Raw genomic sequence first — 20,288 nt, forward strand, 5'->3', positions numbered from 1 at the left:
CATGGACCTGCTGATCCAGACGCTGATCTTCGGCGTGCTCCTCGGGTGCGTGTACGCGCTCTCGTCCTCTGGACTTGCCCTCACGTACGGCGTGCTTCGGATCGTGAACCTCGTGCACGGATCACTGCTCATCGCAGGCGGGTACGTCACGTACACGCTATGGGCCACGTTCGGCTTCGACCCGATCGCGAGTATCCCCCTCACCGCAGCAGTGATGGGCGGCGTGGGAGCAGCGCTCTACGTCGCCTTCGTCCGCCCAGCGGACGGAGGCGGCGAGGGCGGCACGATGATGGCGACCTTCGCCTTGATGATCGCTGGTGAGGGGGTGTTCGCCCTGATCTGGGGGAACACGCCCCTCACCGTCGCCGTGCCGTACGCGAGGGCATCTCTGCGGATCGGGGAGCTGACCATCCCGATCGGGCAGCTCTACGCGGCCATCGCGGCCTGCGTCGTGCTCGCCCTCGTGCTCGCGCTGCTTCGCCTCACGAGGTTCGGGCGAGCGCTCCGCGCGTCTGCCTCCAATCCCGCCGGCGCACGATTCGTGGGTATTGATGTGCGTCGCATCAGCGTCCTCACCTACGCTCTCGGCGCCGCCATGGCCGGCGCCGGCGGTGCTTTGATCAGCGTGATCTACCCGCTGACCCCCGACTCCTGGGGTGCCTGGCTCGGGCGCTGCCTCGCGATCGTCGTGCTCGGCGGGCTGGGCAGCCTCGCTGGATCGTTCCTCGCGGCGCTCCTGCTCGGCCTCGGCGAGACCCTCGTCACGGCCTACGTCGGTCTGACCTGGGCGGTCATCGTCCCCTATCTCGTAATACTCCTCGTCATGATCGCGCGCCCCCAGGGGATCCTCGGCCGTCGCGGAAGAACGGACGTGGCAGCCGCATGAACGCATCCAGAACATCTGCTGCGCGCACCCGCATCGGAGCCCTCGTGGGCGCCGTGCTCGTGGTGGTGCTCGCCGTGCTCCCCCTCGGAGCGGTGGATATCTACATTCAGAACGTCATCATCCTTGTGATGCTGCTGGCCATCATGGCCACGACCTGGAACATGGTCGGCGGGTTCGCGGGCTACATCTCCCTCGGTCACAGCGCATACCTCGGCGTCGGTGCATACACGACCGCCGTGCTGGTCGTGCAGGTTGGCGCTCCGTGGTGGGCCGGCATCATCGGTGCCGTTGTGTCGTCTGCCCTGCTGGCCGGCTTGCTCGGACTGACGACCCGCCGGGCTCGGGGCCACGCGTTCATCATGGTCACGTTCGCGGCGCTCGAACTGCTCAAGGTTCTCGCAATGAACCTCACCTGGCTCACCAAGGGCAACCACGGGCTGGCGCTGCCGTTCCCGCCGCTTCCGCGTGAGCAGCAGATGTGGCCGTACTACTTCTCGTCGTTGGCACTGCTGACCCTGACGGTGCTGCTTGCTGTGGCCGTTCGCCGATCAAAGTTCGGTGCCGGGCTGCTCAGCATCCGCGAAGACGAAGACAAGGCTGCGTCGGTCGGCATCCCCACCGCGCGCTACAAGGTGATGGTGTTCGTGCTGTCCGGCGTGCCCGTCGGCATTGCCGGCGGTATCTACGCGTATTACATCGGGTTCGTAGAACCGCGCGGCATGTTCAACATCGCGACCAGCATGACGATCGTGCTCGCAGTACTCCTCGGTGGGCGTGGCACGATCATCGGCCCGCTCCTGGGCGCCGCGATCGTGGAGCCGCTCTCGCAGGTGACGAACACTCTGGTGGGCGGCGTCGACGGCGGCGCGTGGCGCCTCGTCATCTTCGGCGCCGTGCTCCTGGCCGTCATCCTGCTCCTGCCACAGGGCATCGTGCCCGCGCTGTCCGGACTATGGGCACGGCTGCGGTCGCGGGGTCGAGATGCCGAGACCGGCACTCGCTTCGCAGAACCCGTCGACCCCGATGCTCTCGCGAACGCCTTGCGCGAGCTCGCGACATCGCGCCACGATCGAGGCGCGGATTCGGGACCGATGCTGATCGTCGACGGAGTCGTCAAGCGGTTCGGCGGCGTACGGGCATTGGATGGATGCAGCTTCGCCGTCGAGCGCGAAACTGTCACCGCACTGATCGGCCCCAATGGGTCGGGCAAGACGACCGTCTTCAACATCATCGACGGCAGCCTCACCGCCGACGAAGGCACGGTGGTCTTCGCCGGTGAGCGCATCGACCGGCTCCCGCGTTGGGCGCGAGCGTTCCGCGGCATCGGCCGCACGCATCAAACCACGCGGCTGTTTCCCGCACTCACCGTTCGCGAGAACCTGGTCGCGCCGCTGCGCGAGTTCCGCTGGGCACGGCTGGCAGCTCCGTCTATGTCGGGTGCAGAGCGCCGCCGCGCCGAGGCTGCGGTGTCACTCGTGGGGCTCGACGCCTACCTCGATACGCCGGCGCGAGAGCTCTCGTACGGGCAGCAGAAGCTCGCCGAACTCGCCCAGATCCTCGTGCTCGACCCCGACCTGGTCATGCTCGACGAGCCCGCGGGCGGCATCAACCCGGCCATCATCGCTCAGATGGAGCGCATCATCCGCGCCCTCCGCGACGCGGGCAAGACAGTGCTCATCGTCGAGCACAACATGCCCTTCGTATTGGGATGCAGCGATCGGGTGCACGTGATGGCGCAGGGTCGCCTGCTCGCCAGCGGCACTCCCGACGAGATCCGCGCCAACCCGGCCGTACTCGACGCCTATCTCGGCGAGGCCGAAACGCAACGAGGAGGTGTGGTGTGATCCGCATCGAAGGAGTCTCCGCCGGCTACGGTGGCGGGCTTGTGCTGCGCGACATCGACGTCGAGATCGCTCCGGGACAGGCGACCTGCATCGTGGGGCCGAACGGCGCCGGCAAGTCGACCATGCTGAAGGTCATCTGTGATGACCTTCGGCCGACACAGGGACATGTCGACATCGACGGGACCCGCGTCACCGGGTCGGGCCCGGGCGGGGCGATCCGACACGGGGTCGTCATGATCCCGCAGACGAACGCGTTGTTCGGCGGAATGAGTGTGCGTGAGAACGTGCTGCTCGGCGGACATGCGACTCGGATGCCGCGCCGTGCGGCGGCACGCCGCTTCGACGAGCTCGCCCAACTGTTCCCCGTCGTCGGCGAGCGGGCGGCTACCCATGCCGGCCTGCTGTCCGGCGGCCAGCGGCGAATGGTGGAATTCGCCCGCGCGCTCATGATCGAGCCCCGTGTGGTGCTCCTCGATGAGCCGTCCATCGGACTCGATCCAAAGTCCCGCCAGACTCTCGACGCCTCCATTCGGGCGCTCGTGAATGCCGGTGCGACCGTCGTGCTGGTGGAACAGAACGTGCGGTTCGGATTGTCGCTGGCAACGACCGGAATCGTGATGGAGGGCGGGCGCCTTGTCGCGTCCGCCGACGCCGCGACGCTTCTGGATGACCCCGAGCTGCGTGCCGTCTTCGTCGGTGGCCACGCCGAAGGAAAGACATCATGAACGACCGTCGCGTTCGCGCAGATCTATCCGTCGATCCCCGCCTCGACGACTTCGTCGCCGGCCGTCTCGCGTCGGCTGCGCACGTCGAGCCGCACCGGCTGTGGGAGACCCTGGCAGCGGTCGTGACCGAGTTCACTCCCCGCATCCGTGCAGCCTTGGACCGGCGTGACCAGTTGCAGAGGCAGCTCGATGATTGGCACTCGGAGCACCCCGGAGCCGTCGGGAATGACTACGTGGCGATGCTCGCCGAGATCGGCTATCTGGAGCCGGAGCCAGAGCCGTTCACGATCTCGACCGACGGGGTCGATGACGAGATCGCGGTGCAGGCGGGACCGCAGCTCGTCGTGCCGCTGACCAACGCCCGGTTCGCCGCGAATGCCGCGAACGCCCGGTGGGGCTCGCTTTACGATGCGCTGTACGGGACCGACGCGATTCCCCGCACCGGCGACCTCGCCCCATCAGACGCGTACAACCCACGTCGCGGGGCAGAGGTGGTCCGCTGGTCCAAGGGGCTCTTGGATGACGCCGTCCCACTGGCGGACACCTCGCACGCTCAGGTCCTCGCGTACGAGATCGACTCCGGTGGGCTCCTCGCCCTGACCGCGGACGGAGCGCATCGCCTCGTCCAGCCGTCTCAGCTGGTCGGCTACCGCGGCGACTCCACGCGCCCGGATGCCGTGATCCTGGTCAACCATGGCCTGCACCTCGAGATCACCATCGATCGCAGCGGCCCGGTGGGCACCGTCGATCCTGCGGGCGTGAGCGACGTCATCCTCGAATCGGCGATCACCACGATCATGGACCTCGAAGACTCCGTCGCAGTCGTCGACGCTGCCGACAAGGTCAATGCCTACGAGACGTGGCTCGCCCTCATGCAGGGAACGCTCGAGGTGGACGTCGTCAAGTCGGGCCGGACGTTCACACGGCGCCTCGCGGCCGACCGGACCTACAAGCGCGTGGATGGAACGGCGGCGTCCCTCAGCGGGCGTTCGCTACTGTTCGTTCGACACACCGGACACGCGATGTTCACGGACGCCGTGATCGACGGCGATGGCGAACCCATCCCGGAAGGCATCCTGGATGCCGTCATCACGGTCGCCGCAGCCCTCCCCGACGCCCGCGGCGAGGCACACCCTCGCAACTCCGCGCACGGATCGATCTACGTCGTAAAGCCCAAGATGCACGGACCTGACGAGGTCGCACTCACGGCTGAACTCTTCGCACGGCTTGAGGAACTCCTGCACCTCCCTACGTGCACGATCAAGCTCGGCATCATGGACGAGGAGCGACGCACCACGCTCAACCTCGGTGCGTGTATCCGGGCCGCCGCCGATCGGGTGGTCTTCATCAACACCGGCTTCCTCGACCGCACGGGCGATGAGATCCACACGTCGTCTCGTGCCGGTAGTTTCCCGCGGAAGGCGGCTTTGCGCACGCACCCGTTCATCGGGGCGTACGAAAACCACAACGTCGACGTCGGACTGAGAGCCGGCCTCCCCGGCCGAGCCCAGATCGGCAAAGGCATGTGGGCGATGACCGATCTGATGGCGGCGATGCTGGCGCAGAAGGGCGCGCAACTACAGGCCGGCGCCAGCACCGCATGGGTGCCATCGCCGACCGCGGCGACGCTGCACGCCACGCACTACCACCGTGTGGACGTGCGCGCGCAACAACGAGTGATCGCTGGGCGACCTCCCACACCACGTCTCGCGCTCCTGGACATTCCGCTCGCGACAGCCTCGCTCTCCGCGGATGAGGTGGCCGCTGAACTCGACGACAACGTGCAGTCGATCCTCGGCTACGTCGTGCGCTGGGTCGACCAGGGCATCGGCTGCTCGAAGGTTCCCGACCTGTCCGACGTCTCACTCATGGAAGACCGCGCAACGCTCCGGATCTCCAGCCAGCTGCTCGGAAACTGGCTCACGAACGCCCTCATCACCCCCGCGCAGGTCATCGCCAGTCTCGACCGCATCGCTCCGCGGGTCGACGCCCAGAACGCTTCGGATGCGACGTACCGCTCGCTCGGCACCTCGGCTTCACCGAGCCTGGCGTTTCAGGCCGCGCGTGATCTCGTGCTCTTCGCCTCGGCCCAGCAGAACGGCTATACAGAAGGAATCCTGCACGACTATCGGCGCCGGGCGAAGGAGCAGTCGTGACCTCGCCACCGGTGGCGTTCTTGCGCGCGCTTCGCGCTCGCGAGCCGCAGCTCATGCTGGGAGTGCGGATGAGTCGGACCACCGACATCGCCCGCATCGCCCAGTCCGCAGGCTTCCATTGCCTGATGATCGACCTGGAACACTCGTCGATGAGCATCGATACCGCCGTCGCGCTCGCCGCAGCTGCCGGCGACCTCGGTCTCACCGCGCTCGTGCGAGTACCCGAGCATGAGTATGGTGTGATCGGTCGTCTGCTCGATGGCGGCGCGCACGGCATCATCGCTCCCCGTGTGGAGACCGCCGATCAAGCCCGCCGCATCGTCGAAGCCTGCCGATTCCCTCCACGCGGCCACCGTTCCCAGCTCTCGCAGCTTCCGCACCGCGGGATGGTGCCGACGCCGGCTGCGACACTGAACACCGCGATCGACCGCGAAACGATCGTGAAGATACTCATCGAGTCTCCGCTCGGTATCGCGAACATCGAGGAGATCGCCGCCGTCGACGGGATCGACATCATCGGGATCGGCGCAAACGATCTGACCAGTGAACTCGGCGTGCCCGGCGATCACGACGATCCGGCGGTGCAGGCGGCAGCGCGCGACGTGCTCGCCGCGGCGGGGTCGAACGGCAAGTTAGCGATGATCGGCGGGGTGCCTCTGGGTGAAGTGCAGCGTCAACTGCTCATGGAGGGCATGGCGCCGCTCTTCCTCGCCGGCATCGACTCCGATCTCCTCTACCGGGCATCCCTCGACCGTGCGGTCACGGTCGCCGAGTGGTACGCCCCAGACGCAGACAAGGAATAGTCACAGATGGATCTCCCCTTCGCGGTGACGACCCCGATGCGGGGTGCGGACACGATCAGCCCGCCGGCATTCGCGATGCCGACCGGCGCATGCGACACGCACTTCCACGTGTTCGAACCCGGGTATCCGCCGGTCGGGAACCCGCAGTACACATTCCCCGACGGCACGCTCGATCAATACGTCGCCGTGGCCGGTACCCTCGGCATCGATCGAATGGTGCTCGTGCAGCCGACCTACTACGGCGAGAACAACGCGCTCACGCTCGACACGCTCGCCAGGCTCGGGGATCGTGCTCGCGGCGTCGCGCGCGTGCCGGACGACGTGTCGCACGACGTCCTGGACGACTACGATCGCCAAGGCATCCGCGCGATTCGGCTCGACCTCTTTGCCCGAAGGGAGTGGCCGCTCGCAGACCTTGTCGACTACGTGAAGCGGATGGGCTCGCTCGCCCGCCCGCACGAGTGGCACCTCCAGTTCTATGCGCCGGGGGCCGTCGTCCACGCCCTGCTGCCCCTTCTCGGAGATTTGCCGGTTCCGTACGTCGTGGACCACATGGGCTACATGAAGCAATCCGACGGCCTCGGCGACGACGGAATCGACGGCATCCTCTCAGCACTGGACGCAGGCAACTGCTGGATCAAGCTCAGCGGTGCGTACCGGGTCGCCGGGGACGCACCAATGGCGACGATGATTCCCCTAGGACGGACGCTCGTCTCGTCGTTCCCCGACCGATTGATCTGGGGGTCGGACTGGCCGCACCTCCCAGACGGTCAACGAGACACCGGCGAGGTGCTGAATCTGCTCGCGGACTGGGCCCCTGACTCCCGCGTCGTCCAGCGCATCCTCGTCGATTCTCCCGATGTTCTGTTCTTCTCCCACTGACAGAGTGTGCTCATGACGACGTCGCGGCTTGTCGAGGTTCAGCGGTTGGCCACCTCCGGTGCACGCGCCGTAGCGCCATACACGTTCGCAGGAACACGCTGGATCGCCGTGCCGCAGCTCGCGGTCGATGCGCCCGGCACCCCGTCTGGCATCAACGGCGGAAGCTCCGACACCGAGGTTCTTCTGTTTGCGGAGTCCGCGCATGGCTTCGTGCATGCGGGATCCCTTCCCGTCGGCGGTGCCGAGGACGTCGAGATCTTCTCGATCGGGGATCGCCGATTCTTCGCCGTCGCCTCCATTCGAAGTGGACGGGGTCCGTACGACTTCGCGACCACATCGCCGGTCTACGAACAGGATGCCGATGGCTTCATCCTCCGCCAGCGGATCTCGACGTACGCGGCCAAGCAGGTTCGTCACTTCCGCATCGGAACCTCCGACTTCCTCGCGGTCGCACAGGGCATGCCAGGAGGTGATCGCACGAGCGTTGTGCTGCAGTGGGACGGTGACACATTCGTGCCCCTCCAGGAACTTCCGTCGATCGCCGGCTACAACATTGCTGTCTTCGAGATCGGTGTGGAAACGTACCTCGCGCACGCGGATCATGCCGCACCGAGCGTGCTCTATCGCTGGGACGGACACCGATTCGTCGATCACCAAGAGCTGCTTCCCGCCGGGGGGCGGGCATTCCTCCCTTTAAGGGACGGTGCCGAGACCTACCTCGCTGTCGCCCGCATCGACGGCGAATCAGTGCTGTTGAAGTGGGACGGCGAGAAGTTCCACCTGGCATCCGTGATTCCCGGCGGAGCCGGCGGACGCGAGTTCGCACGTGTAGACACGACTGACGGCGTGTTCGTGATCCGGGTCGACTTCATCCATGGAACGCCATCTGCGCCGCATCCCGATCTTGACTCGCACATCTATCGTTTCGCGGGCGGGAGGATGGAATCCATCGGCACATTCCCCACCACCGGTGGCACGGATGTCGCGGTGCTGCCCGGGGATGGCAGTGACCTAGCGGTCTCGAACGGTCTTTCCCCGAACCCGGTACCCGGAAGAACGTTCGCCGCCGACACAGTCGTCTACCGCTTCATCCCACCCGTCGAGGAGGGCGGTGCCGCATGAGCTTCTACGAGAGCCCTGAGCTGAAGGCCCTGTTCGCGGTCTACAGCGACTCCAAGTCGCCCCACCGAGATTCGATCGCCGACCACCTGTCGATCCTGTCGATGAAAGACAACCTGGACGCGCCACTCATCGTCGCCACCGCGACCGACCTCGCGGTCTACGGCGGATCTGGGGCGGCTCCGCAGGTACGCGGCTTTCGTGCGAACATCCCCGGCTTCACCGAGCTGACGGCGATCTCACACCTCGGCCCTGCTCTCGGAACGCTCGTTGCGCTGGCCGTGCGAGGGGAGAGCGAACTGTGGCGTGAAGATGCGCAACGATTGCGGGCGCGCATGGCGCAAGTCCGGATCGCGAACAAGCCCGACCTGTGGCGTGGATCACTCGGGATCAGGGCGTTCATCGGACGCGAAGACCAGATCGCCGCCATGGTCGACTATGCGTGCGAACTCGCAGATCATTTCCTTGCGCGGGCGTTGCACGAGCCCGACTATCTCACCCCGGTGACGCTGCGTTCCGACTACCTCGACGTCGAGACCGACGAGTTTCCCGTGTCAGGCAACAAGCTCATGATCGCCACCTTCGGCCTGTACGCGCTCGATCACGCCCACGGGCTGATTGATTGGTTCGACGAGCTGCAGATCGACTGGCCGCGCGCGATCTTCGCGATCACCGGTCGACAAGGTCGGCCCACCGCGGGCACAACGAAGGGCACCACCAACCTCGTTCGCATCCTGCGACACATCTCGGGTGACAGACTCCCGTTGTCGCGGGTGTTCGTAGCGCCGACGATGTCGGGCTTCGAGTCGCCCGCGAACGGAGATCTGTCCTCGGTCATCGCCGCCGAAGGATCGATAAGGTGGCAGGTCGCCCGAGTGATGTCCTCCACGGAGATCGCGCCGCTCATGTACGAGGGGTACCCGACGTTCGTGGAACCGCCGCTCCTCGGTCCTGAACTGACATCGGGAATCGACCACGTGTCCGAGTTCCCGCCTGTTCGTCACGAACGGGACTGGGACACGATGATCACTCGTTTGCGCCTCACGCTGGAGGACCCGCGGCAGCTACTCGCCGCGGGGGTCACCGACTTCGTCACCCAGCGGTTGGTCGCAGCAGCGAACGACCCGCGAAAGGTCGTTGTTCCCGGAATCGATACCGACGTGTATCCCGCGCGATCGGCCGAATCGGCAAACCGAAACGCGCAACCCGACAATAGGTAGGCTGAGAGCCCTGATGATGATCCAGGAAACGGCGGGCACTGCGGCGAGTCCTGCGCGCCCGAACTCGCTCACCGAGCAGATCTACGAGCGCATGCACGAGGAGATCCTCTCCGCTGCTCTGACGCCGGGAGATCTCGTGCTCGAGGCAGACCTGGCGAAGCGCTACGGCGTGTCCAAAACGCCCGTTCGTGAGGCGCTTCGCCAGCTTGCGGACCGCGGATGGATCCTCACCATCCCCCGACGTGGCTACCTCGTCAAGCCGTTGCGCCTGCACGACATCAAGGAAGTTTTCGAGTTGCGGCTCCTCCTCGAGCCGGGGTTGTTCGCGCACGCTGCCCGCGGCGGCGATGCTGCCCATTTCGCTCGATTGCGCGAGCTCGTCGGCCGCACCGCTGAGGAGGCGATGCCCGATGACTCACAGTCGTCGCCCGGACGGGAGTTTCACCTCGCCGCCGCTCGGATGGCCGACAACCAGCGCGCTACCGCGATCCTGACGTCGCTTCTCGATGAGGTGCGGCGACTCCACCATGTCATGCCGGAGGTGCGCACACACCCGGAGACATCCGATGTCGCCGAAGACCACCGTGCGATCCTCGAGGCAATGGAGGCGCGAGATGCGGATGCCGTCCACAAGCTCGTGCGCGACCACATCCAGGACTCCGCGGACCGTGTTCTACGGGCGTTCCAGCTCGCTATCGGGTAGGAGTCGCAGTCATCTAGCGTTCGAGTGTCTTCATGACGACGAAACTATAGCTGGAGCCGAGATCTGCGAGGCTCGCCATGGCGTCGGCGTGAAACCGCTCGTAGGCGGCGAGGTCCGCGACGTCGATCTGCAGGAGGTAGTCGAAGCTACCCGTGACGTGGTGACAGGCCGAGACTTCGGGAAGCCGAATAGCCGCGTTCTCCCACTGTGCGACGGGTTCGCGGGCGTGGTGTGAGATCCGAACGCCGACGATGACGCGAAGGCCCCCGGCGAAGCGCAGAGGGCCGGATGACGGCCCAGTGGCCGGCGACTATGCCCTCCTGCTCGAGCCGGCGGACCCGACGCAGGCAAGGGGAGGCGGGCAGCCCTACAGCTTCCGCGAGATCGGCGTTGCTGAGACGGCAGGCGCAATCGAGAGGATCGCGTGGTCGATTTCATCGATCTCGCACGAATATTGCCCGGGGGCGAGGACGGTCGGACCTGAGGCATTTCTATCGCGGAAGATCGGGCGTCCGTACGTTTGATTCCGTACCGTTCGTTGACGGTTCGCGTGGTTCACTCTTCGCTTGGGAACTCGCCTCTGCTTCGCGGCGTCCCGCGAGGTCGTCGAGCACGAAGCGTACGAAGTCTTCATCGCGATCGTTGATGGGTGTGTCCTCGAAGCGGTCGGATGACGATTCGCCGGGCCAGAACGTCTGTCGCGTAGGGCGATCCCGATCCAACCGCGTGCCTGACGTCGCGACCCAGTCGTGCAGCCGTTCCCGAGCATCGGCGAAGTCGCGGTGCCAGCCGTGCGGCGCGGAGCCGTGCTGGTCGGGGTCGTATGCGCTGAGCCAGTGAAGGTGGAGGGCGGAGAGTTCCCAGACGAGTTCGGGATGCCGGTGCCAAGACGGCGGGATGATCGACGCAGGCAGGCCGTAAGTACGGCGCAACCAGTTCACCCATTGATTGAGTTCGAGCCATTCGGCTTCGGCATCCTCTGCGGTGAGGGCGTTCCAGTTGATGGGACGCGGTGGCTCAGCTTCGCGAGAGTCTCCGAATGGGGACTCGGGTTCCTCGGGCTGCGGCGGGATCGACGAGTGATCCATGTGCCCGGCTCACATTCCGAGCGCGGGAGCGTGCGCACGTGATGGGGCGTGGGTGGCGGCATCCGGCTGAGTATGCGCAGCGCGACGGGTGCGGTCGACGTCGTAGTTGGTACGCGCGAGGTCATGTCCGAGCTTCTTGGCGACGAACTCTTCGCCGTCGATGGTCTGGCCGTCGCGTTCGATGGGGAAGGTGCGCAGGTAGCCTTCGGCGACGAAGCTGTCTCCCTTGGCGAATCGCTCGAAGGCGCGCTCGGCGGTGGCGCGGTAGGCGACCATGTCGTGGAAGGTCGGCGCGAGCTCGGTGAAGCTTCCGTCCTCGTTGCGGCGGAAGTGGGGCTGTCCGATCCGGACGTAGAATCGCGTGTCGCCCTTGTCGGTGACAGAGCGCTGCGGGTCGGATGCGATGAATCCGGAGATGGATTCCTGGGTGTGCAGTGCCATGGGACGTGCCTCCTCGATGAGTGCGGGCCGGTGTGGCTCGCTGTGCACAGCAGGTGCGCCGGGCGCCCCGCGAGTGGAGTCGGTCAGTCTGTATCTGGGCAAGGCGGGAGTTCTGTGGGGAGGCGCAGCTCCGCCTCGACCTTGGCGCGGTCGTCCTGGAGCGTCTTGCGATCGGGCCGGGATGTCCACGCACGGAGGCGGGCGATGATCGGTGGGGCGGAGCGGAGCAGGATGAGCCCGGTACCGAACGGCAGCGTGCGGATCGTCTCGGGCGGCATGATCGCGACGCGGCGCACAGAACGTTGGGAAGAGCGTGATCCGCGGTCGCCGACGGTGGTCGAGTCGGTGGCTTCGTCGCGTTCGCCGATGAGGGTGGAGAGGTCTTGGAGGTCGCGGGAGTTGGAGGCGCCGCCGAGGATGATCTTGACGATTGAGGAGTCCCAGATCGCTCCCGCCGCGTTGTCGCCCCACTTGCTGCGTGCCTGCGCAAGCGACTGCAACACCGGCATGGTGGTGAATCCGGTGCCGCCTCCCTCGGCCATCAAGGACGGCAGAGAAGGGAGCGGGGCGAGGTTGCCGATCTCGTCGAGCGCCAGCAGGAGTGGGGGGTCGAGGCGTGCGCTCGGATTTCGAGCTGCGATGCGCCGCCCGGTTTCCACGAGGTCTTCGACGAACGCGGCGACGAGGGCGGCCGAGTTGTTGGCGCCTGCACCGGTGGCGAGCAGGTACAGGGTGCCGTTGCTGCGCAGGAACTCAGCGGGGTCGAACTGCTCGCCCTCGCGGGGTGACACCGCATCCAGCACTCGCGGGTCGGCCAGGGCAGACAGGGAAAGGGAGACGCCCTGCCAGATGGAGTCGCGCGTACGCGGGTCGGCGTCGAGCATGGCCTGCAACGAGTCCGCCCAGCTGGTGGCTGCGGATGAGTGGGTGAACAGGATTGCGACCGCGTCGCCGGCCGCGGCCGGGTCGAGGGTCCATCGGAACAGCTCGGCGGGGGAGCGGTTGTCGAGCGCGGCCGCATGGAGGAGCGCTTGAAGCGCGGTGCGGGTCTTGGCTTCCCAGAACCCGCCGCCTTCGACGCCGCCGGCGGAGAGCCCGGTCGCTGAGGCGAGCCCCGCGGCGCGGACCATCGCGGTGAGAGGATCGCCGCAGCCTCGGATCGGTGACCAGCGCAGACCTGACGGCAGCCCTTCCGCGAGGTGCTGAGGGTCGAAGACCGCGACGGGACCGAGCCGCGACCGTGCCTGAATCGTCGCGGTGAGGTTGTCGGGGCGGGTCGAGGTAGTGATCACGGCGCCGGGGGCGTCCAGGATGGCGTTGATGACGACGTGCACGCCCTTGCCGGAGCGAGGCGGCCCGATGAGCAGAATCGAGTCCTCGACACTCGCCCACACGGCCTCGCCGCGCGAGAATCCGATCCGGTATCCGACGTCCGCGGGGCTGGCCTTCGCAAGCGAAGGACGAAGGTGCCGTGCGCGACGCAGGAGCGCGGCCCGGGATGCGGCCCGGGCGACCTCGGCTCGCGTCGCGACGCCTATGATTCGGTAGGGGTCTGCTCGCGCGAGATGCCCGACACCGCGCAGCATTCGCCACCCGACGACGCCCACGGCCGCAGCTGCGCCGAGCATCAGTGCCACGGTGATCCAGTAGGCAACGGCATTCAGCGAGGGCGCGCCAAGTGCGCCAGCAGGGTCTGCGGGATCAAGCAGTACGGAGACACCACTATCAAGGCCGCTGGTCGGCTGCGGGATGCCGCTGATCCACGCAGTCACGGAACCCGCCGCGCGCAGCATCAAAGCGAGCGCCGCAGCGCCAAGCCCCAAACCGATTCCGATGTTGACGAGTTCGTCGCCCGGCATCCCCTTCTGGCTCGGAGCTCTCATCGGGGCGTTCCCGTCATGCGCGCGGTGGTGTCGAACGCGGCGAGCTCGGCGGGATGCAGTTGATGCTGCACCACGAAGCTGCGATCCTTCACCCGCCAAAGCCCCTGCCCGGTTCCCAGCGTCGGAAGCAGATTCTGCTCGGTGGTGGTCAAGCCCAGTGCGGTGGCGGTTGATCCGAGTTGGTCGGGCTCCTGACGGTAGATGATGCGGGTCTCAGCGTTGGCGAGCAGTGATGACGCGAGGGCCCTCATGGCGGAGCCGGAGTCTCCGACGTTGTCGAGGTCGGTGAGCTTGTGGAAGATGAGCATGTTCGCGATGCCGAAGTGACGAGCGAGTCGCCACTGCGCGTCCATGCGGCGCAGCAGCGCGGGGTAGGCCATGAGGCGCCAAGCCTCGTCGTAGACAACCCACCGTTGGCCTCCGTCGGGGTCGGCGAGTGCCGACTCCATCCACGCAGACGAGCACGTCATCAGCACCGAGATGAGGGTCGAGTTCTCGGCCACGCGGGAGAGGTCGAGCGACATCATCGGCAGCGACGGGTCGAAGCGCACGGTCGATGGCCCGTCGAATAGCCCGGCGAGGTCGCCCGCAACGAGGCGTCGCAACGCATGTCCGACGATCCTGCCGTCGTCGGCGAGCCGCCCATCGCGGTTTTCGGCCGCGGCAGGCGCAAGGACGCGCTGGACGACCATGGGCAGCGTCGGGATGTCGGCGGTGCGGACAGTGTCGACCAGGGCGAGGTCGATCGCGGTGTGCTCGAGCGGAGTAAGCGATCGATCGAGCACTGTCTCAGCGAGTGCTCCGATGAGGTCGCGACGCCGAGACGCGACCTGTGACTCCCATTCGGCATCGGACGTCGAGGAGGGCCGGTGGCCTTCGTCGAGCGGGTTGAGGCGATTGCGGAGGCCGTGGCCGAGGATGATTGCGCGTCCGCCGACGGCTTCGGCGATCGCGGTGTGCTCTCCTTTCGGGTCCCCGGGCACGTACACTCGCCGACCGAATGGCAGCGACCGAGTGTAGAGCGACTTGGCGAGCGAAGACTTTCCTGAGCCGACGATCCCCGCCAGCACGATGTTGGGCGCGGTGATGAGCCCGCGCTGGTAGAGGACCCACGGGTCGTAGACGAACGACCCACCGGAGTACAGATCCTGACCGATGAACACCCCCGCCGACCCGAGGCCGGCCTCAGCGAGGAAGGGGTAGTGGCCCGCGAGAGTCGCTGACGTGTCCTGGTGCTTGGGCAGCTTCATTCGCCCCGGCGTTCGCAGAGCCGCCGGCCCTGGCTCTCCCACTCGTGGGAGGTAACGCATGGCTCGGGCACCAGCTTCCTCTGCCGACCGTAGCCGCTTCGCCTCCGCAGCGTTCTCACTTCGCGACCGCGCAATCAGACGCGTGGCCCGTTCGCGGTCCTGACGATCGCGCCACCCTTCTCCTGTGGGCGTATGGAGGGCTGCTGTGTGCAGCCGCTCTTCGTGTGCACCGGTCATCGTGCGAGCGGCCGGCTGTGGGTGCGCGTCGTGCGGGGCACCGACTCATTCCAGAAACGGCCGTCGATGCCACGCACAGGGTCACCCCCGCGAGCGGCCAGATCGCCGTGCTCCGCGCGGAGTTGAACCTCGGGCTGCGTGAGGTAGCGACGAAGAAGCGAGACGTAGCCGTGCGGGGCGCTGTAGGTGAGCGAGTAGCCCGAGCCGTCGTCCTCGATCACTCGATCGTTCGCACCGATCGGTACGGCCTCATAGACGTAGCCGTTGACGAGCGCGGCATCCGTCGTCTCGTCCCCGAAGTCCCGCTGCCGCAGGTGTTCGATCGCGGCGAGCGGTCCGTCGCGATCGATCATGTCGAGCACCTGGTCGGCCTCGTCGCCCTGCAGGAACGTGACGCTGAGCCAACGGGTCTCGTTGTGGTCGGTATCGAGGCTCATCCTCAACTCCATTCCGGATCGTCAGAGGAGAGGTGCGCGCGTCACACCCTCCGGCACAGCGGAGTCGCCGCCGCCGTGAATGCCTGCGATTGCTGGCCTACGAGCCGGCGTGTCTCGCACGATGCCTGGATCGCGGCTTGCTCGATCGTTGCGACAGCGGCGTCGAGCTCTTCGGCGGATGCAGAACTCACGCTGATCAGGCCGACCGCACGCAGCACGCCGTGCCCCGATGTGAGGTCTCGCTCCTGCTGCAGCACGTCGCCGTACTCTGCGGTCGCCGTGGCATCCTCGATCTGTCCGATGCGGCTGCGCTGGTGCGCGTCGCTGAGCAGCTCCGTCTTCTTCCTTCGCAGGTCGCGGGCAGCCTGGTCACTGCGAACAGGGAGGTAGTGCAACGAGATGGTGCGCAGGATGCCGGTGGAGAGGACCAGGGGCGTGAGGAAGCCCGGGAAGACGTGCGACCTCGGCCAGTCACTGATCCACAGCACTGCGTGGAAGGCTGAATCGGTGCGAATCTTGTCCCATGTCTCAGCAACGGCGACCGGGCCCGCGCTCGCGAGCGAACGGCCGACCGTGGTCTGACGTTCGAGGTCTGCGGTGACGGGCGGGTCGTACGCCGTGCGCAGTATGACCGCGAGCTCGTCAGCGCGGAGCCAGCCCGTGACGGTCAGATCCGCTGCCCGCAGTGCCGTGGTGAGAGCGACCATCTCCTGCCGGAGGACGAGCGCCGCACCGCGCATCCCGCGTCCCGAAGTGCGGATCTGCCGCGATGAGGCTTTGAGGTCGAGCGAGATGCTGATCGTGGTGGAGTGTCGTTCGCTGGCTGGGCCGGCTCGGTCGATCAGGTCTCGGTATGTCATTGCCGCCCAGCTGCTGTCATCGGACCCGTGGTGCTCCCACCACTCCGAGAGGCCAACGCCTGAGTCGGGTAGCGTCCGCTCCGACACCTGAACGCGGGCGATCCTGCCGGACCGGCACGTGCTCGCCAGTGCGCGGCCCCATCCCGACACGCGTCGTTGCTGCTCCGTCGGGTCAAGGAGGACGAAGGCGGGGTGTGAGACGGCGACGATCGCCGTGAGCGTCTGATCGTGAGGGTCATGGACCATCACGGCACCCGATTCCGGGTCCTGCCATTCGCGCAGGGACGCGGAGTCGCCGGGGAGAGCCAAAGTACCGACGGGGCGCGGACGCAGGATACGTCGCCGAAACTGCAACTGTCCCGTCCAGGCTCGCCACGCCCACCGGCTGACGACCGGCAGCCACTCCACGACCTTTCGGCCACCAAGCGGGATCATCGCGATCGCAACAGTCGTCGCCCAAAGCGGGCTCGACCAGGCGACTCCGGTCGCGCCGGACGTGTACAGGCTGACCACCAACGTGAGCAGGCCGATCGACAGGGCAATGAGCTGGGGGAGCGAGAGGCCGAGCAAGATGGCGCGGCGACTCAATCTCGAGAACTGCACCGGTGCCAGCTGGAACCGCGCCCAGTCCGGCGTGTGGTTCATCGCCCGTCCTCTCGCCGATTTCGATCCGGAAGTGTCGCCGCTGAGGCGGGTGGCATCGGAGCCGCAGCGGCACCGTTAGGGGCGCCTGAAGGCTGTGCCTGTGCATCGGCGCCGCGACCAATGGTGGTGCCGATGCGCGGCCCGGCGACCGTGGCGCCGTGCGCCACGACGGCACCGGCGGCCACTCCCGCCGCGACCGGTCCAGCCGCCCTCGTCGCCGTTGTTGCGCTGGCGCCACTTGTGCCTGCGGAGCCGGCGGATGCACCCGGCGGGGCCACGGCTGACGGCGACGATGTAGTCGCGCCAGAGGACCGACTCCCGGCCCCAGGCGAGTCGAGCACTTTTTTCGCGCCACCCGCCATCGGTCCTGTCGGGACCGGTACGGGGCGGTTGAGGGCCGACTTGGCCTCCTGCTCGCTGGACATCGCGTGGTACATGTCGAAGCCCACGAAGCTGAGGAACTTGTAGGTGATGTAAGGGGCGAATGCCGCGATGAACATCAGCACGATTCCGGCGATCGGATCGCTCACCGAGGCCAAGTCCGCGTCGATGGGCGCCGAGACCTGCGCGACCGCGACCAGGAAGATCACCACGAGCACGAGCTTCGACAGGATGAGCGCAACGACGAATGCCGCCCATTTCCCGAACCACCCCTTGGTGGCATCCCAGGCGAATCCTGCGAGAGCGATCGGCCCGAACACGATCGCGACGAGGAGCAGCGCCTTGCGTATCAGTAGCGAGAACCAGACGATCGCCGCGGCGCAGATCGCCAGCCCCGCAAGGAACATCGTGAGGATCGCTCCGACACCGGGAGTAGCGATATTGATCGCCGCAAGGCCGGCGACGAGAAGGGCGATGCGGTCGCCGATCCCCGCCATCGTGTTTCCGGTGGCTTGAACGATGCCGACCGCCAACTGGTCGGTGATCTCGAGAAGCAGCCCGGTCAGGGTGATGATCAAGAACGAACCCAGCACGGCTTTGGCCATCCCCACACACGCACGCGAGAGAGCTGTCGGATCCCGACGGGCGAGTCCGGTGATCAGCTGCAGGCAGAAGAACAGCAGTGTGACGAACACAGCGACGCCGAACAGCACGTTGTAGACGTCGAGGTATCCAGGATCGGTGATCTCGAGCAGCGTCGTCGTGTCGAATACGCTCCAGACCGACTCGAACATCCACGACGCTGCCGCGCCCATCGCCTGCGCGAGCCAGTCGAAGGGCGCCGCGACGAGCGACGCTGCGCCTGTACCCGCCGCATCACACACGGCCGCGATGACCGGCACGTCACAGACGCTCATCCGCTTCACTCCTGTGTGGGGCCGGCTCAGACCGACTGACCGACGGTCCAGAAGAAGTTGATGAGCGTGACCGCGGCCCCGCAGATGATCGCCGCACCGCATGCGACGAGGACGCCGAGCTTTCCGCGCGACGCGAGATGCGGGTTGGAGGAGTTCGCGCCGAAGCCCCAGACGATCGCGGCAATGATGAGCGCGAGGACGCTGAGAATGAGGCCGACGGTCATCACCGCACCGACGATGACTCGCAGCTGCTCGATGCCGGGAAGACCGGTCCCGTTCGGTGAGATGTCGATCACGATGCTGCTCCCTTGATGGGTGTTGGCGGACATCAGGGAGGAGCGCAAAGAGTTCCACGAATGCAGATAAGCACTGCGCCTACATCGCGGACCCGAGGTCGAGAAGGAAGTTGAGCCACGTGACGCCGATGCCGGCGACTGCTGCGGTACCGATGCTCACCCAGACTCCGATTCGAGCGCGGCTGGCGGCTTGGTAGTGACCGTTCGATGAGGCCAGTGCCCACGTGACAGCGCAGACGATGAGCATCAAGACGGCCGCGATCAAGGCGACCATGAGCAGCGCCCCGATGAGCTCGCGCAGTTCGGCGGCAGCGCCCACCGCGCCGAAGTTGGGAAAGATCGTCGCGCTCATGATGCTTCCAATGGCTCGCAGACGGCCGTTGCGGCATCCGTTTCATCGATGCCTTCAGCACCCCGCTGCGAGAGCCAGTCGATCGCGTTCACGGTCGGTTGACCTGCTCCGCCCGGGTGAATCTCGAGGTGCAGATGCGGGCCCGTCGATCGGCCCGCCGAACCGACGTCTCCGATGAGCTCGCCGGCCGTCACGGTGTCGCCGGCATCCACGTGGACTCGGCTCTCGTACATGTGGGCGTAGAACGACGCGACGCGTTGTCCGTTCACGGTGTGTTCCAGGATGATGAGGCCGCCGTATCCGCCGCGGAGACCCGCGAAGGCGACGACCCCATCAGCGATTGCGAGGATCGGCGTGCCCATCGCTGCGGCGAGGTCGCTGCCCTCGTGGAACGCTCGGGCGCCGGTGAACGGGTCGGTGCGCCACCCGTAGCTGGACGTGTCCGTATACCTGCCCATCGGGAGGGGGAAGACAAGCCGCGATGTCTCCGGCACAATGGCTGCGCCGCCGTGCGCAGACGCAGGCGACCGTGCTGTCAGCGCGACGAGAATCGCCTCGGCGACGGGTCGGTAGTTCTCGTACCGATCGGGATAGGCGCTGACCTCCACCATCTGCGCGGCCTCGCCAGGGTCGAGTGCCTGCCAGCCCGGGATGTCCAGAAGTCCGCGCGGTCTGCCCTCGTTCGGGCCGCTCGGACCACCGAAGAACGCTCGAACCTGGTAGGCCGGGTCCATCAGCTCGGTGACCGTGCCCCACTCCGTGCTCGGGCGCATCTGGAACATTCCGAGCGAGTCGTGATCGGACCCGCTCCCGTCGTTCGGGTACCCGGCTGACTGCGGATATGCCGACGGATTTGCCAGCATCCGAAGCCCGGACTCCGTGAGCGCGGCCATGATCGCGATGAGCGCACCGGGCCTGCCGACGCCGGAGGTCTGCTCTGCGACGGTGATGATCGTCGCCGCGTGCGTGAGCTGATGTCGGCCGAGGACGACGCGCGTGCCATCCCGGGTCTGCGCCTCCAGAGAGTCGGGGATCCGGGCGACGCTGAGCGAGCCGACGGCGCATGAGCGCGCGGCGGTCGCCATCAGCGCCGCCACCGAGATGAGTCCTGCGGCGGGCAGGACCGCCATCATGACGAGCAGGATGCCAACAACACGCTTCAT

At 66.7% G+C, this 20,288-nt stretch carries 19 protein-coding genes; 9 read left to right on the forward strand and 10 right to left on the reverse strand.

The window, feature by feature from the left end; translation table 11 throughout:
* The first annotated feature begins 1 nt into the window (after position 1).
* The 9 genes from FFS15_RS02150 to FFS15_RS02190 are packed head-to-tail and all read left to right on the forward strand — an operon-like array spanning position 2 to position 10,338.
* A complete protein-coding gene (locus tag FFS15_RS02150; protein ID WP_137843342.1) occupies positions 2–886 on the forward strand; it encodes a branched-chain amino acid ABC transporter permease in 885 nt (294 codons plus the stop codon).
* On the forward strand, positions 883–2,730 hold the full coding sequence (locus tag FFS15_RS02155; RefSeq protein ID WP_137843343.1) for a branched-chain amino acid ABC transporter ATP-binding protein/permease: 1,848 nt from the start codon (positions 883–885) through the stop codon (positions 2,728–2,730). Before FFS15_RS02150 ends, FFS15_RS02155 begins: the two co-directional genes overlap by 4 nt.
* Positions 2,727–3,455, forward strand: a complete 729-nt coding sequence (locus tag FFS15_RS02160; protein WP_137843344.1) for an ATP-binding cassette domain-containing protein — start codon at positions 2,727–2,729, stop codon at positions 3,453–3,455. Before FFS15_RS02155 ends, FFS15_RS02160 begins: the two co-directional genes overlap by 4 nt.
* Positions 3,452–5,611, forward strand: a complete 2,160-nt coding sequence (locus tag FFS15_RS02165; RefSeq protein WP_137843345.1) for a malate synthase G — start codon at positions 3,452–3,454, stop codon at positions 5,609–5,611. Before FFS15_RS02160 ends, FFS15_RS02165 begins: the two co-directional genes overlap by 4 nt.
* Positions 5,608–6,414 (forward strand): aldolase/citrate lyase family protein, encoded by an 807-nt coding sequence (locus FFS15_RS02170; protein WP_137843346.1) that lies wholly within the window; start codon positions 5,608–5,610, stop codon positions 6,412–6,414. The genes FFS15_RS02165 and FFS15_RS02170 overlap by 4 nt, the downstream gene beginning before the upstream one ends.
* Before the next feature lie 6 nt (positions 6,415–6,420).
* Positions 6,421–7,296: an amidohydrolase family protein gene (locus FFS15_RS02175; protein WP_137843347.1), complete on the forward strand. Its 876-nt coding sequence runs from the start codon at positions 6,421–6,423 to the stop codon at positions 7,294–7,296.
* A 12-nt stretch (positions 7,297–7,308) separates the two neighbouring features.
* On the forward strand, positions 7,309–8,418 hold the full coding sequence (locus FFS15_RS02180; protein ID WP_137843348.1) for a hypothetical protein: 1,110 nt from the start codon (positions 7,309–7,311) through the stop codon (positions 8,416–8,418).
* Positions 8,415–9,635: a DUF5624 domain-containing protein gene (locus FFS15_RS02185; protein WP_137843349.1), complete on the forward strand. Its 1,221-nt coding sequence runs from the start codon at positions 8,415–8,417 to the stop codon at positions 9,633–9,635. The genes FFS15_RS02180 and FFS15_RS02185 overlap by 4 nt, the downstream gene beginning before the upstream one ends.
* Positions 9,636–9,648: 13 nt before the next feature.
* A complete protein-coding gene (locus FFS15_RS02190) occupies positions 9,649–10,338 on the forward strand; it encodes a GntR family transcriptional regulator (protein WP_137843350.1) in 690 nt (229 codons plus the stop codon).
* A gap of 491 nt (positions 10,339–10,829) precedes the next feature.
* Here the strand turns inward: FFS15_RS02190 and FFS15_RS02200 are convergent, their stop codons facing one another.
* From FFS15_RS02200 to FFS15_RS02245, 10 genes are all read right to left on the reverse strand, one after another.
* Positions 10,830–11,426, reverse strand: coding sequence for a hypothetical protein (locus FFS15_RS02200; RefSeq protein ID WP_137843351.1), 597 nt, complete (start codon positions 11,424–11,426; stop codon positions 10,830–10,832).
* A gap of 9 nt (positions 11,427–11,435) precedes the next feature.
* Positions 11,436–11,867 carry a single-stranded DNA-binding protein gene (locus FFS15_RS02205; RefSeq protein ID WP_137843352.1) on the reverse strand — a complete coding sequence of 144 codons (432 nt, stop codon included), beginning with the start codon at positions 11,865–11,867 and terminating at the stop codon, positions 11,436–11,438.
* A gap of 83 nt (positions 11,868–11,950) precedes the next feature.
* On the reverse strand, positions 11,951–13,750 hold the full coding sequence (locus FFS15_RS02210) for a TraM recognition domain-containing protein (protein WP_137843353.1): 1,800 nt from the start codon (positions 13,748–13,750) through the stop codon (positions 11,951–11,953).
* On the reverse strand, positions 13,747–15,237 hold the full coding sequence (locus FFS15_RS02215) for an ATP-binding protein (protein ID WP_137843354.1): 1,491 nt from the start codon (positions 15,235–15,237) through the stop codon (positions 13,747–13,749). Before FFS15_RS02215 ends, FFS15_RS02210 begins: the two co-directional genes overlap by 4 nt.
* Positions 15,234–15,674 carry a hypothetical protein gene (locus tag FFS15_RS02220; protein ID WP_137843355.1) on the reverse strand — a complete coding sequence of 147 codons (441 nt, stop codon included), beginning with the start codon at positions 15,672–15,674 and terminating at the stop codon, positions 15,234–15,236. Before FFS15_RS02220 ends, FFS15_RS02215 begins: the two co-directional genes overlap by 4 nt.
* Before the next feature lie 41 nt (positions 15,675–15,715).
* Positions 15,716–17,179, reverse strand: coding sequence for an SCO6880 family protein (locus FFS15_RS02225; protein WP_137843356.1), 1,464 nt, complete (start codon positions 17,177–17,179; stop codon positions 15,716–15,718).
* Positions 17,176–18,477 (reverse strand): type IV secretion system protein, encoded by a 1,302-nt coding sequence (locus tag FFS15_RS02230; protein ID WP_249353638.1) that lies wholly within the window; start codon positions 18,475–18,477, stop codon positions 17,176–17,178. Before FFS15_RS02230 ends, FFS15_RS02225 begins: the two co-directional genes overlap by 4 nt.
* A gap of 26 nt (positions 18,478–18,503) precedes the next feature.
* Positions 18,504–18,806 carry a DUF6112 family protein gene (locus tag FFS15_RS02235; protein ID WP_212743097.1) on the reverse strand — a complete coding sequence of 101 codons (303 nt, stop codon included), beginning with the start codon at positions 18,804–18,806 and terminating at the stop codon, positions 18,504–18,506.
* Positions 18,807–18,852: 46 nt separating this feature from the next.
* Positions 18,853–19,125, reverse strand: coding sequence for a DUF6112 family protein (locus FFS15_RS02240; RefSeq protein WP_137843358.1), 273 nt, complete (start codon positions 19,123–19,125; stop codon positions 18,853–18,855).
* Positions 19,122–20,288 (reverse strand): M23 family metallopeptidase, encoded by a 1,167-nt coding sequence (locus tag FFS15_RS02245; protein WP_137843359.1) that lies wholly within the window; start codon positions 20,286–20,288, stop codon positions 19,122–19,124. Before FFS15_RS02245 ends, FFS15_RS02240 begins: the two co-directional genes overlap by 4 nt.

The sequence above is a fragment of the Microbacterium sp. 2FI genome (assembly GCF_005502885.1).
Classification (GTDB): Bacteria; Actinomycetota; Actinomycetes; order Actinomycetales; family Microbacteriaceae; genus Microbacterium.